This is a genomic window from Chryseobacterium oryzae (assembly GCF_022811665.1).
In the GTDB taxonomy this organism is placed as follows: domain Bacteria; phylum Bacteroidota; class Bacteroidia; order Flavobacteriales; family Weeksellaceae; genus Chryseobacterium; species Chryseobacterium oryzae.
This window is the reverse complement of the sequence record NZ_CP094529.1, coordinates 774,984-788,443: the sequence shown is the minus strand read 5'-3', so window position 1 is coordinate 788,443 and position 13,460 is coordinate 774,984. Positions and strand designations below refer to the sequence as shown.

14 protein-coding genes are annotated in these 13,460 nt (G+C 33.9%); 8 read left to right on the top strand and 6 right to left on the bottom strand.

All coding sequences use genetic code 11. From position 1 onward, the window contains the following. Nucleotides 1–116: 116 nt before the first annotated feature. The 3 genes from MTP08_RS03665 to MTP08_RS03655 form a co-directional block, all read right to left on the bottom strand. The gene (locus tag MTP08_RS03665; RefSeq protein ID WP_243577090.1) at nt 117–1,388 is read right to left on the bottom strand and encodes an ABC transporter permease; all 1,272 of its coding nucleotides are present in this window, start codon (nt 1,386–1,388) and stop codon (nt 117–119) included. A 111-nt stretch (nt 1,389–1,499) separates the two neighbouring features. Continuing rightward, entirely contained in the window at nt 1,500–2,729 is a 1,230-nt protein-coding gene (locus tag MTP08_RS03660; RefSeq protein ID WP_243577089.1) for an ABC transporter permease, read from the bottom strand. Between the two features lie 150 nt (nt 2,730–2,879). After that, nucleotides 2,880–3,569: an ABC transporter ATP-binding protein gene (locus tag MTP08_RS03655; protein WP_243577088.1), complete on the bottom strand. Its 690-nt coding sequence runs from the start codon at nt 3,567–3,569 to the stop codon at nt 2,880–2,882. A 423-nt stretch (nt 3,570–3,992) separates the two neighbouring features. On the opposite strand from MTP08_RS03655, the gene MTP08_RS03650 reads away from it, so the two are divergent. From MTP08_RS03650 to MTP08_RS03620, 7 genes are all read left to right on the top strand, one after another. Continuing rightward, on the top strand, nt 3,993–4,967 hold the full coding sequence (locus tag MTP08_RS03650; RefSeq protein ID WP_243577087.1) for a ribonucleotide-diphosphate reductase subunit beta: 975 nt from the start codon (nt 3,993–3,995) through the stop codon (nt 4,965–4,967). A gap of 297 nt (nt 4,968–5,264) precedes the next feature. Continuing rightward, a complete protein-coding gene (locus MTP08_RS03645) occupies nt 5,265–5,561 on the top strand; it encodes a hypothetical protein (protein WP_243577086.1) in 297 nt (98 codons plus the stop codon). A 404-nt stretch (nt 5,562–5,965) separates the two neighbouring features. Beyond that, the gene (locus MTP08_RS03640) at nt 5,966–7,624 is read left to right on the top strand and encodes a ribonucleoside-diphosphate reductase subunit alpha (protein ID WP_243577085.1); all 1,659 of its coding nucleotides are present in this window, start codon (nt 5,966–5,968) and stop codon (nt 7,622–7,624) included. A gap of 122 nt (nt 7,625–7,746) precedes the next feature. Continuing rightward, the gene (locus tag MTP08_RS03635; protein WP_243577084.1) at nt 7,747–8,352 is read left to right on the top strand and encodes a hypothetical protein; all 606 of its coding nucleotides are present in this window, start codon (nt 7,747–7,749) and stop codon (nt 8,350–8,352) included. A 109-nt stretch (nt 8,353–8,461) separates the two neighbouring features. Beyond that, the gene (locus MTP08_RS03630; RefSeq protein WP_243577083.1) at nt 8,462–8,911 is read left to right on the top strand and encodes a hypothetical protein; all 450 of its coding nucleotides are present in this window, start codon (nt 8,462–8,464) and stop codon (nt 8,909–8,911) included. After that, entirely contained in the window at nt 8,908–9,108 is a 201-nt protein-coding gene (locus MTP08_RS03625) for a helix-turn-helix transcriptional regulator (protein WP_209388920.1), read from the top strand. The genes MTP08_RS03630 and MTP08_RS03625 overlap by 4 nt, the downstream gene beginning before the upstream one ends. Before the next feature lie 86 nt (nt 9,109–9,194). Beyond that, nucleotides 9,195–10,085 (top strand): DUF72 domain-containing protein, encoded by an 891-nt coding sequence (locus MTP08_RS03620; RefSeq protein ID WP_243577082.1) that lies wholly within the window; start codon nt 9,195–9,197, stop codon nt 10,083–10,085. Here the strand turns inward: MTP08_RS03620 and MTP08_RS03615 are convergent. Further along, complete coding sequence (locus MTP08_RS03615; protein ID WP_243577081.1) at nt 10,082–10,672, bottom strand: hypothetical protein; 591 nt, start codon at nt 10,670–10,672, stop codon at nt 10,082–10,084. The two genes, MTP08_RS03620 and MTP08_RS03615, sit on opposite strands and share 4 nt — an antisense overlap. 50 nt (nt 10,673–10,722) lie before the next feature. Between MTP08_RS03615 and MTP08_RS03610 the strand changes: the two genes are divergently transcribed. Then, complete coding sequence (locus MTP08_RS03610) at nt 10,723–11,961, top strand: PorT family protein (RefSeq protein WP_243577080.1); 1,239 nt, start codon at nt 10,723–10,725, stop codon at nt 11,959–11,961. On the opposite strand, the gene MTP08_RS03605 is transcribed toward MTP08_RS03610, so the two are convergent. Further along, the gene (locus MTP08_RS03605) at nt 11,958–12,602 is read right to left on the bottom strand and encodes an HD domain-containing protein (RefSeq protein WP_243577079.1); all 645 of its coding nucleotides are present in this window, start codon (nt 12,600–12,602) and stop codon (nt 11,958–11,960) included. The two genes, MTP08_RS03610 and MTP08_RS03605, sit on opposite strands and share 4 nt — an antisense overlap. Further along, a complete protein-coding gene (locus MTP08_RS03600; protein WP_243577078.1) occupies nt 12,599–13,441 on the bottom strand; it encodes an alpha/beta hydrolase family protein in 843 nt (280 codons plus the stop codon). The genes MTP08_RS03605 and MTP08_RS03600 overlap by 4 nt, the downstream gene beginning before the upstream one ends. Between the last annotated feature and the right edge of the window lie 19 nt (nt 13,442–13,460).

The window sequence follows — 13,460 nt, the reverse complement described above, 5'->3', positions numbered from 1 at the left end:
AAAATTGAACAGACTGTACACTTCGCTTTCTTTAAAAATGAAAAAATCTCTTTTCTGTGCATTAGCAAAGCTAAAACAAAAGAATATCAACAGAAAAAAATGCTTTTTCATCATATCTATTCGCTTCTTAATGCTTCTATAGGCTTTATTTTCACGGCTCTCTGTGCAGGAATCATCCCGATAATCAACCCAAGCAAAATCATTACTCCCATTGCAGAAAATACATCACCATAGTTTACAGTAGGATTATAAAATGGAAATGTATCCTGATTTTTAGTAAGAATATCTATAATCATCAGCAAAATAATTCCGAACATAAAGCCAATAAGTCCTGAAGCCAGTGTAATAACTACACTTTCCAGCAAAATCTGGTTTCTTACTTCAGAAGGTTTTGCACCCAAAGCACGGCGAATCCCGATTTCTTTGGTACGTTCTTTTACCGTGATGAGCAATATATTTGAAATAGCAATAACTCCCGCAATAATCGTTAACGTTCCTACAATGATGGTTAAAAGCTGCATCCCGGTAAGAAAACCTGTCATTTTTTCGAACATTTTCCCAAGATTGAATGTGCCGAAAGCGTTGGTATCTTCAGGAGAAACATGGTTTTTACTTTTCAGTTCGTCTTTAACCTGATTTTCTACTACCGTTAAATCTGCATCGGGCTTGCTTACAATAGCGAAAAAATCTACACGATCTCCATCATTAAACATTTTCGTGAAAGTAGAAAGCGGGATAAAAGCAGTGGTATCGTTATTATTGGGACCTCCTGCTCTTCCAACTTTATAAACACCGATGATGTTAAAAAAAATCCCTTTTATGTTGATAGACTGCCCGATTGGATTTTCATTTTTATTGGCATCAAAAAAATTCTTGTAAATTCCTTCTCCGATTACAACCACATTTTTATTCCCGGAAACATCTGCATCATTAAGATATCTTCCGAAAATCAGTTTCTTTTCTGATATTTTATTTCCCAAAGGATAATCGCCCGTTAAGGTATAAACTGCGGTTTTTCCGTTTCTGCTCATGCGTTCACCCGGATTACCAAAACTCCCTCGCGAATTTTGTGGAGAAATATAATCTATCTGGTGGATTTTTCTTTCGAGCAAACCCATATCCGGTAAATGAAGCGAAACCTGCCGCCCTTTAGGAAAACCATCGTACGGAATAGAAGTGTTCTGAGCCCAAAGAAAAATAGAATTGGTAGCGAAGCCCGAAAAAAGCTTATCGAAACCATTCTCCATACCTTTTGCAGCTCCTAAAAGACTCACATACAAAAACATACCCCATCCTACGCCAATCATCGTAAGAAAGGTTCGGAGTTTATTATTTTTGAGGGAATAATAAATTTCCTGCCATGTATCTTTTCTGAATAAGATGTTCACTTTTTTCGAGTTATATGTTTTTTAAATTTTAATTACAATCTGAGTTTTCATTTGATAAACTATGAAATTTAATAGCTTAAAAGAACTCAATTTGCTTCATTTTCATACAAATTATTCCGTTCTCAATGCTTCAATAGGTCTAATTCTCGATGCTCTGTAAGCCGGAATAAATCCTGCGATAAGCCCAGAAATCACCAAGCAGATAAATGCCGCAAAAATTAATCCCCAACCTACACTTGGATCTTTAATAAAATATTTTTCGAGACTGCCTCCAATCAGTTTGAGGGTTAAAACACCAATTCCCACCCCTATAAATCCGGAAACTACCGTAATTACAATACTTTCCTGCATTATAAGACCTACAATACTTCTTGGTTTTGCTCCAATGGCTTTTCTTACCCCAATTTCTTTGGTCCTTTCTTTTACGATATACACCATAATATTGCTGATTCCGATAATTCCTGCCAATAAAGTTCCTAAACCGATAAAACCTACAATCATAGTAATTACAAATAAAAACGTAAAAGAATCTTGCAGTCCTTTCGCTTTGTTATTCACGATTACCGCGTTTTCGTCATCGGGAGACACTTTTTTTCTGGCTTTCAGCTCTTTTTCAAGATGATTACCATACTCTATTGCCTGTTCGGGCTTCATATTTTCGTTATAAGCAATATAGACGCTGCTTATTGTGTCCGAACCTTTTTTTATCTGCTGTAAAGTGGAAACCGGCAAACTAATCATTCTTTCGTCCCAGTCGCCTCCGTCATCTGCAAAAACGCCAATTACCTTAAAAATACTTCCATTAATATTGAGCTCTTTCCCTACAGGATCTCCATTCTTTATCAAATCCCGCTGAACCATTCTTCCGATTACCGCTACATACTGATTGTTTTCAATATCTCGTTTGGAGATAAATCTTCCATTCATCAGTTTTTGGTTTTCAATAAAAGACTCTTCATCATTCGCTCCGGAAATTTGATAATTACCGCTTTCTTTTCCGTATTTGACTAAAAAATTGGTAGAATATCTCGGAGTAGAATACTGTACATTTTCAGGTTGAGAACCTACAATAGCATCATAGTCTGCATTATTTAAGGTAATATCTCTGTTGGCCTGCAAACCTCCGTAGGCAACGTTGGTACGCCCTGTAAAAATGGAAATAAGATTTTGAGCATCCCGCGTAAAACCTTGCTGAAATGCATTCTGAAGACCATTTCCAATACCAAAAAGTACAATAAAAATGTAAAGTCCCAATGCTACAGTAAACCCTGACAGTACTGTCCGCAAAATATTACTGCGGATAGAACTGAAGATTTCCTGCCATCTGTCTAGGTCGAACATAATTTTAGTTTGAAGCGGGAAACTGGATGATGGTAGCCTTCCGATCTTACCGCCGATTTTTTTTTAATTTTACAATAAGCTTTTGTTATCTTGCCTAATTCTGAAAGTTATGAAAACATAAAACTTTCAGCTTCCAACACCATCTTTCAGCTACAAAACAATCTGCTCAATGAACTCATCACTTTCGATAATGCCGTCACGAAGCACAACGTTTCGCTTGGTCTGTGCGGCTACATCAGGTTCATGGGTTACCACAATAATCGTTTTCCCTTCGTTGTTGATATCCTGAAGGAGCTTCATAATATCATGTGTCGTTTTAGAATCCAAAGCACCGGTAGGTTCATCGGCAAGAACTACTTTCGGATCTGTAATGAGGGCTCTTGCAATGGCAACTCTCTGCTTCTGTCCACCCGAAAGCTCATTTGGGAGATGATTTGCCCATTGCCCCAACCCTACTTTTTCCAGATACTCCAAAGCTTTTTGATTTCTTTCTTTTCTGGGAACATTTTGGTAATAAAGAGGCAATGCCACATTTTCTACCGCTGTTTTGTAACCAATGAGATTAAATGACTGAAAAACAAATCCTAAAAATCTGGACCGATATTCTGCAGCTTTTACTTCATTGAGGTGTTCGATAGGAATTCCGTCCAGTTCATAGACACCTGAATCTTTTTCATCTAAAATCCCGATAATATTCAGCAAAGTAGACTTCCCCGAACCCGAACTTCCCATAATGGAGACAAATTCGCCCTCGGAAATATTGAGGTTAATCCCTTTGAGAACGTGTAATTTACTCTTTCCCGTATCGTATGACTTATGTAAATCCTGGATTACTAACATTAAGCAAAGCTGTTTTTTGTTTTCAATAAGTAGTCGTAAGATTACATTTGTTACAATATTTAAAATTTCTTTTATATTAACGTTGTTTAATATATAAATTATTAAAATTCAATACTTTATAAAAAATCGTTTAACTAAAAACCTTAGTTCATATTCATTTGAAGATATTAAATCGCTGTGATCCAATACACAAGGGAGTTTCATGTAAATGTGGAAAACTTTTAGGGTTAAAAGTCAGCCGATTAGTCTTTTGCTCTTTCAAAATAGAGCTTCATTTTCTAACTTTGTGGGAGTTTGTAGTGTGAATAAACCGAACTGTTTATAAACTGTAAAGTGCAGAAAAACAGAAACATATTCAAAACCACAGACATCCAGACATTCGTCACCAACGATTTAGTAAGTATAAAACATTAATTTTTTGATATGGGAATTTTCGACAAAAGAGTTAGTTATAAGCCATTTGAATATCCTGAGGTTCTACAGTTTGTAGAAGCCATCAACAAATCTTTCTGGGTACATTCTGAAGTAGATTTTACTGCCGATGTTCAGGATTTCCATTCTCAGTTGGAACCACACGAAAAAAATGCGGTTAAAAATGCACTTTTAGCTATTGCTCAAATCGAAGTTTCTGTAAAATCTTTTTGGGGAAACCTTTACAATCATCTTCCAAAACCTGAGCTTAATGGTTTGGGAGCAACATTTGCAGAATGCGAATTCCGCCATTCGGAAGCTTATTCCAGATTATTGGAAGTATTGGGTTATAACGAAGAATTTACCCATGTTGTAGAAGTTCCTGCTCTTAAAAAAAGAATCGAATTTTTATCTAATGTTTTAAAGCATGCCAATTCTGCAACGCCGAAAGAGTATGTTTCTTCTCTTTTGCTTTTCAGTATTCTTATAGAAAATGTGTCTTTATTTTCTCAGTTTGCCATTATTCTTTCTTTCACAAGATTTAAAGGATACATGAAAAACGTTTCCAATATTATTGCCTGGACTTCTGTTGACGAGCAGATTCACGCCAACGGAGGTATTTACCTGATCAACAAAATTCGTGAGGAGCAGCCGGATCTTCTTACAGATTCCGATATAGAAGATATTTATACTTTGGTAGATCAGTCTGTAGATCTGGAAGGTGAAATCCTAAGCTGGATTTTCGAACTGGGTGAGCTTGATAAATTCTCAAAAGAAGATCTTATCAATTTTATGAAATACCGTGTAGACGACAGTTTGAAAAAAATCAACATGGCGCCGAGATACAATATTTCTCCTGAACAATACCGCCCATTAATGTGGTTTGAAGAAGAGGTTTTCGCCAATTCTATGGATGATTTCTTTGCAAAAAGACCGGTAGATTATACCAAACATGACAAGTCTATCACAGCGAACGATTTATTTTAATTCCCCTTCTTTGAAGGGGTGTCGAAAATTCAGAGAATTTTTGACGGGGTAGTTTAGAATTTGGGCGCCTTAATCCGCCTTCCGTTCCCGCTTTTTTTCTGATTTTCAGAAAAAAGAGCTCCACTCAAGTCGGGGCGCGAGCGAAGCGAGCGTCGAAACAGCTAGTATAGCTATTTCATTCTGAGCACAAACTAAAGATTCACAAAGTATCTCAAACGAAATATTTTGTAAAATTCAATTAATGACTTAATTTAAAGCGTTTACAATTGCATCATTATAAATAATAAAAGAGAAAATATGATTAACGTAATTGTAACTTATACCGTAAAACCTGAATTTGTTTCTGAAAACAAAAGCAACATTCAGAAATTTTTGAATGATTTTAAAACTTTAGACCGGTCAAAATTTGAGTATAAAGTTTTTGTAAAAGAAGATGGTGTTACGTTTGTTCATTTTTCAAATTATGAAAACGAAGAAGTACAGAATATGATTTTAAATATTCCGTCTTTCAAAGAGTTTCAAAGATTAAGAGACGAAAGCGGATTGAATGATTCTCATAAAGTAGAAATTTTACAGTCTGTCGGGGCTGAATAAATAAAAAGTGGAGCGAGCGAAGCGAGCACCAAAACAGTTAGTAGGATATTGGATATTGGAGTTTACATACGAATAATTGCGATGTTTATAGTACACAGAATAGATCATTGTAAAAACCTAACGGGTTTTGAAAACCCGTTAGGTTTGATTGGAAAATTCAATAGAAACGGGCTTTAGGCAAAACTTAAAAATAGCACTTGTTACTTGCAATGAGAGTATTCAGAAGTAAAGATAACAAAACATCGTCTTAGCCCTGATTGAGCGGCATGTCTGAGCTCTTTTTCTTTGCAAAAGAAAAAAGCGAGTAGCGAAAGCAGGTAGAAAAGTGAGGAGAAACACAAAACTTGAAGCTCCTAAAAAAATAAAAAATCAATGTACAACGTACATTTTACAATATAAAAAACATGGAAGAACAAAATACAAATATCTGGTGGCTCAACGAAGAATCTGAGCAAATGCTGAACAGAGGTTACCTTTTGAAAGGAGAAACTGTAGACGGAGCGATTGACAGAATTACCACTGCAGCCGCAAAAAGATTATACAAACCTGAATTGCAGCCTGCTTTCAAAGAAATGATTACCAAAGGGTGGATCAGTTTTTCTTCTCCGGTTTGGGCAAATATGGGAACACAGAGAGGTCTTCCAATCTCTTGCTTCAATGTACATATTCCAGACAGTATTGAAGGAATTACCCATAAAATGGGCGAAGTGATTATGCAGACGAAAATCGGAGGTGGAACGTCAGGATATTTCGGGGAACTTCGTAACAGAGGAACTGCCGTAACCGATAACGGAAAATCTTCAGGAGCAGTTTCTTTCATGAAGCTTTTTGATACTGCAATGGATGTAGTTTCTCAGGGAGGAGTAAGAAGAGGTGCTTTTGCTGCTTATCTGGATATTGACCACGGAGATATTGAAGAATTTTTATCCATAAAAGACATCGGAAGTCCAATTCAGAACCTTTTTACGGGAGTTTGCGTACCAGATTACTGGATGCAGGATATGATAGACGGTGATATGGAAAAACGTAAAGTCTGGGCAAGAGTTTTGGAAAGCCGTCAGCAAAAAGGGCTTCCTTATATTTTCTTTACCGATAACGTGAACAGAAACAAACCTCAGGTTTATAAAGATTTGGGATTAACGGTCAATGCAAGTAATCTTTGTTCGGAGATTATGCTTCCTTCTACAAGGGAAGAATCGTTCATCTGCTGCCTTTCTTCTATGAATCTGGAACTTTTTGATGAATGGAAAGACACCGATGCCGTTAAACTTGCTATTTATTTTCTAGACGCCGTTTTATCTGAATTTATAGAGAAAACTGAAGGAAACTATTATCTTCAAGGAGCAAGAAATTTTGCAATGCGACACAGAGCACTTGGTTTAGGAGTTTTAGGATATCACTCTTATCTTCAGAAAAATATGATTCCTTTTGAGAGTTTTGAAGCTACGCAGTTTAATGCAAGAGCATTCAGACGCATTAAGGAACAGGCAGATCAGGCAACAAGAGAACTCGCTAATATCTATGGAGAACCAGAACTGCTGAAAGGATATGGAATCCGTAATACAACTACAATGGCAATCGCTCCTACCACTTCCAGTTCTGCTATTTTAGGACAGACTTCTCCGGGAATTGAGCCGTTCGCTTCCAATTATTATAAAGCAGGTTTAGCCAAAGGAAACTTTATGCGTAAGAATAAATATCTTGCTAGATTGCTGGAAGAAAAAGGTCTTGACAATGAAGAAACATGGAGAACCATCATGTTAAATCATGGATCTGTACAGCACTTGGCTGAACTTACTGACGAAGAAAAAGCTGTTTTCAAAACGTTTAAAGAAATTTCTCCAATGGAGATTATTTCGCAGGCTGCACAAAGACAGCAATACATTGATCAGGCTCAGTCTCTGAACTTGCAGATTCCTTCCACAATGCCTGTAAAAGATGTAAATTATCTTTACATAGAAGCTTGGAAAAAAGGCGTGAAAACTCTGTATTACCAAAGAAGTTCTTCTGTTTCTAAAGAAATGATGGTGAATTTTGTGACTTGTTCGGCTTGTGAAGCTTAATATTCATCAAATATAAAATAAAGTAAGTCGACCACTTATTGAAAATATTTTAAACCGCAGAAAAAATCTGCGGTTTTTTATTTTAATCAAGAAACATTTTGAAGTTTTTTATAAATTTGAAAATGATGAAAAAAATAATAATTCTCTTATTCGCAATTGCCGCACATCAAATTTTATTTTCACAGAAGAAAGAAATTTATATCAACGATAATCTTGAAGAAATTTCTAAAGATGAATATAATAAACGCAATAAAAATTACCGTTTTCAAAGCATTGAAACAGATTCTGTTCTGTATAAAGTACGCATTGAACATGAAGGAAATGGGAAACTAACCACTTCTAATCTTAATATTGTAAAAAAACGCTTAAATATCCCCGAAAACAATACTAAAAATATTGTAATTAATTATTATCAAGGTTTAGATAAATGCAATGAACATTCTGATACTAATCCGTATGTGATTGATGATATAAAGACATATACCCGTAAATTTAAAAGCATCAATTCAAATCTATATTTCGTTTATCGAGAAAAAAATGGACTAAAAAACAGGCTAAAGAAGGCTAATTGGGTGGATGACACATCGGGAACTATAGAAAATTTATTTTTTAGAATGAAATATCCCTGTAATTCTGCAATTGTAATTTTTTCTGATGGACACTATAAAATATTTAGAGGAGAGTATATTTGGGAAACAGTTCTTAATACTTCAAAAGAAAAATATTAGTGTCGTTTTTTTCTAAAAAATGTTTCAATAAAAATTTTTAAAAAAAAGTAAAATAAACTTTACATATTGTAAAATATTTTTTACATTTGTATCATTAAAATTTACTGATATGAATACTTTACAACTTTTACCCAACCGATTAAAAAATCTTGGTTGGTTTATTTTCGTCCCATCATTAATTTTGGGAGCAATTTCTCTCTCGGGAGTTATGGATGTTCAAATTTCTTTGCCTGTTGTTTATAATTCAGGATTTTTTGGCTCCGAAGCAAAAGGCTTTTTCCAAACCGCCGAAATTGATTTATTTCCGAATTTATTTGGTGTGCTTATTATTATTGGAGGAATACTCGTAGGTTTTTCGAAAGAAAAAATTGAAGATGAGTATATTTCAAATTTAAGGTTAAAATCGGTTTTCTGGAGTTTGATTGTGTCCTACTCTATTGTTTTAATTCTGTTTTTAACCGTTTTCGGAGCAGTGTTTTTTACTATGATGATTATTACCATGTTCTTACCTTTGGTTTTATATATTTTCAGATTTAATTATTTACTGCTTAAAAAATGAAAAACACCATTAAAATAGAACGCGCTTTAAAAAGCATCACTCAGGAAGATTTAGCCAAAGCGATTGGAGTTTCCAGACAAACCATTAATGCTATGGAAGCAGGAAAATATGTTCCCTCAACGGTTTTAGCTTTAAAGATTGCAAAATATTTCACCAAAAAAGTGGAAGATATTTTTGTGCTGGAAGATGAAGACTAGATACATTTAATCATTAAGAGATGAGAAAGGAAGTTATCATTATAAATTTCCTTACTTTTACTAATCATATATCAAAATTTAGCATAATGAAATTCGGACAAGTAGAAGATCCTTCCAATATAAATTTTACGTTACCAAAAGATCATCCTAGAACCAAAGAGATTTTAAAACAGAACAAAAAAGGTCTGGAAAACATTTCAATTGGATGTGCAAAATGGAATAAAACAGACCTAAAAGGTTTTTATCCGAAAGGTACAAAAGATGAACTCTCTTATTATGCTACACAGTTTAATTCTATTGAGCTCAATGCTACTTTCTATGGAATGCCTTCTGAAGAACAGGTACAGGCATGGAAGGATAAAACTCCGAAAGATTTTAAATTTTTTCCAAAAATCACCAATACCGTTTCTCATTTCAGAAGACTTTTGAATATTGATGATGTAGTTACTCAATTTGCAACTGCTGTTCTGAATTTTGAAGAAAAGTTAGGAATGGTTTTTCTTCAGCTTCATGATAATTTCAAACCTAAAGATTACGAAAGACTGGAACAATTTGTAATTAAATGGCCCAAAGAAGTTCCTCTAGCCATAGAACTCAGAAATACAGAATGGTTTACGGATGAAGATATTCTAGAAAAAACCTGTCAGCTATTTGAAGATAATAATATCACCAATATCATCGTAGACACTGCAGGAAGACGCGATATGCTCCACATGAGGCTTACCACACCCAACGCATTTATAAGATATGTGGGAGCGAATGCAGAAAGCGATTATGACAGACTGAATGACTGGTTGAATCACCTAACACAATGGAAAAAAGAAGGATTACAAAATCTCTATTTTTTTGTTCACCAGAATGTTGAAAAGGCTTCACCACTTTTATCAGCTTACTTTATCGAAAAAATGAATAAAGAATGGCAAACTGATCTCACTGTTCCCAAAATGGCTCCGGAAAATCCGCCTACATTATTTTAATTTTTCCTAAATAACAACCCTAAATTCAAGAATATCAAAAGGAAACACAGCGTTACCCAAATTCCCAATTGCATATTTTCGTAATTGTAGGCTTCTACTTCTTTTTTAGCTATAGATGAAAGCTTTTCGCTTTGGTTTATATAATTCTGAACCTCCACAATCTGATCCATGTTTTTATTGGGTATAGCCTGTTGAGAAAAGTACACAAGATTTTTTTTGCCTAAATAACCTGCAATCCAATATTCATCGGACTTATTCATCTTAAGATGCTCAATTCTATAAAATTCCGGACGAATTTTTCCTATGTGTTTCGTTTCCATCGGAAGATTCGGATCTAGATTATTTACATTAATCACATAAAAATCTAACGGTTGCGGAAGCTTGTTGATGACCTGCAAAGAAACAGAATCATTCACAATACCTATAGAAGACTTCTTTACAAACCAATAACTGAAAATAGAAATCGAAAATATGACACTCGTAAATCTAAAAATTTTGGCATATTTCCCGACAATTCCTCTTTTTACCTTGGATAGAAAAAGCGAAAAAATAAGGCTAAGAAAAATAACAAAAATGATAAATCCCATTTGGCAAATATAGGAAATTAAGTATATTTGGATCTTAAATTCGATTGACTATGAAAAAAATTATTCTTGGGACAGCTCTTTTCCTCTCATCATTTTCTCTTGCACAAGTGAAGTTTGAAAAAGGGTACGTAATTGACAAAAAAGACAATAAAAAAGAAGTCTACATTAAAAACATGGATTGGGAAATTACTCCTAGCAGTTTTTATTACAAACTAGACAATAATTCTAAAGAAGTTGTAGGATCTCTTTCTGACACAAAGGAATTTGGTATATATGGTAAAACAAAATATGTCTTTTACAATGGTAATATTGATATATCTTCTACAGATTTATCTAACCTGTCTAGCCAATATGAACCAGAATATAAAAACAGCTCTGTCTTTCTAAAAGAATTAACTTCTGGGAATAAGCGTTTATATACTTTTCACGGAATTAACAACGCCTCAAAATTCTTTTATTCTGATGAAGAAAATCCGGAAATAAAACCCCTTATCTACAAAAAGTATTATTTAGAAGGTAATGAATCTCGTATTGCAACAAATGACACTTATATTAAACAACTGGAAGATATTTTTAAAAACGATCCAAAAATAAAATCTTTAATAACTAAGGCTAAGTACAATGAAAAAAGTTTGTTACAAATTTTCACATATAATAGCCCTCAAGATATTAAAAACAATCTCAACAAAGGTGAAGATAAAAAAATTAACTTCGGCTTAAATATCAGACCGGGAATTAACTTCTATTCACCTATAAAAACTACCAATTTAATATCACAGGGAGATAATTTCCCGTCTACAACCAATTTTAGATTAGGAGTAGAAGCTGTTATAACTTTACCTTTCAACAGAAACAAATGGGCAATTATCGTCGAGCCTACGTATTCTGCTCATACATTTAAAGAAGTCACCGCTGTTTCTTCTAATAGCTTATATAGTATGGGGATGGATTCTTATTCGTTCATAAATATCCCTATTGGAATAAGACATTCTATGTTTTTAAATGAGAATTCTAAATTTTTTGTAAATGCAAGTATAAATTCATTCAGATTCAATACAGGAAATGCAAAAAATATAGATTTCTATTATAATGGAACTATTTTTGACAAAACTCCTCTATCCTCTAACCAAATATTTAAAAGTATGTCTTTTGGAGGTGGTTATACATACAAAAATAAATATACTGTTGAAGTACGTTACGACACGCCTAATAATATCATTGACAAAAAGACACTACAAACTGCTAAATATAGTTATACTTCAATAATTTTAGGATATAATATTTTTTAATCTACATTCCACTCTTTATAAAACTGGTCGAGGAAAGTCAGCATAAACTGATGTCTTTCTTCGGCTATTTTTTTTCCTTCTTTGGTATTCATTAAATCTTTTAACAGCAACAGTTTTTCGTAGAAATGATTAATGGTTGTTCCGTTAGATTTCTTGTATTCTTCCTTAGACATGTTCAGTTTTGGAGCAATATCGGTATGATACATCAAATTATTTTTAAAACCTCCGAAATTAAACGTTCTCGCAACTCCTATTGCACCAATTGCATCTATTCTGTCTGCATCTTGCACGATTTTCAGTTCAATAGGAAGAATTTCAGGAGCTTCCCCCCTATTTTTAAAAGAAATATTCTGAATGATAAATAAAACCTGATTAATAATTTCTTCTTCAACATTCTGACTTTTTAAAAAGTCTCTGGAAATTTTTAAAGCTAAAGTTTCATCTCCATTGTGAAACTTAGGATCTGCAATATCATGAAGCAAAGCAGCAAGTTCTACCACTTCATGTTGGCAATTCTCGGTTTTAGCAATTTTTTTGGAGAGTTTCCAAACTCTTTCTATATGAAACCAGTCGTGACCTGCTTCTGCACCATTTAGCTTATCTTTTACAAAATCAATAGTATTGTTTATAATATCGCTCATTCTTCAATCTTTTTTAAAATAATATTCCACAGTTTTTTATTATAGCTTCTGAAAAAGTTAATATGACCGATTTCTCCCTTATCCGATTCTTGTTTTTTTAAAAACCGATATTCCGGCTGTAAATTGGGGTAAGTATTTTGCAAAAGAGTTTTTACGCCCTTTTCCGTAAGCCAATCATCATCTTCAGCATAAACTACTAATACCTTCTGTGTTAAAGCATTAGAATAGTTTTGTATTTTCTCCAACAGTTTATTGGTAGATTTATGATTCAAAATTAAGGTTCTCCAATCGTATGCACAATTTCTAGGCAAACTTTCTCCCAACCCGAACCAATTTGCAGGAAAATACCCTAAAAAAGAAGTAAATAAAGGCTGCAATATTCCGAATCCCAGATACGCTTCAATCTTTGTTTTCCACCTTAGATTTCCAACAAAAGCATTTTGAGTTCCAACAAAAATGAATTCATCAAAAATTACAGAATCATCGTTCATTCCCAACAATAACGCACCCACCGAATGACCAAGACAGATTTTTTTATAACTGCCAAAATTAGTTTTTACATAATCTGTAACCGCCTTAAAATCGGAATTCCCCCAGGATCTCATAGATGCATCACATTTTTTAATATTCTGAGGTTTAGATAAGCCTATTCCAAAATAATCGTAGGTAATCACAGTAATCCCATGATCTTTTAAAAAACCTGCAAATGCAAAATAGATCTGTTGTTTAACACCAGTTGCAGAATTAATCACCAAAATCTGCCCATTAGACTTTTCAGGTTGAAAAAGATGTGCAGTCAGGGTAATATTTTGAGCTGTTTTAAGAGTAATTTGTTGCATTGCAGAAATAAAAAATCCA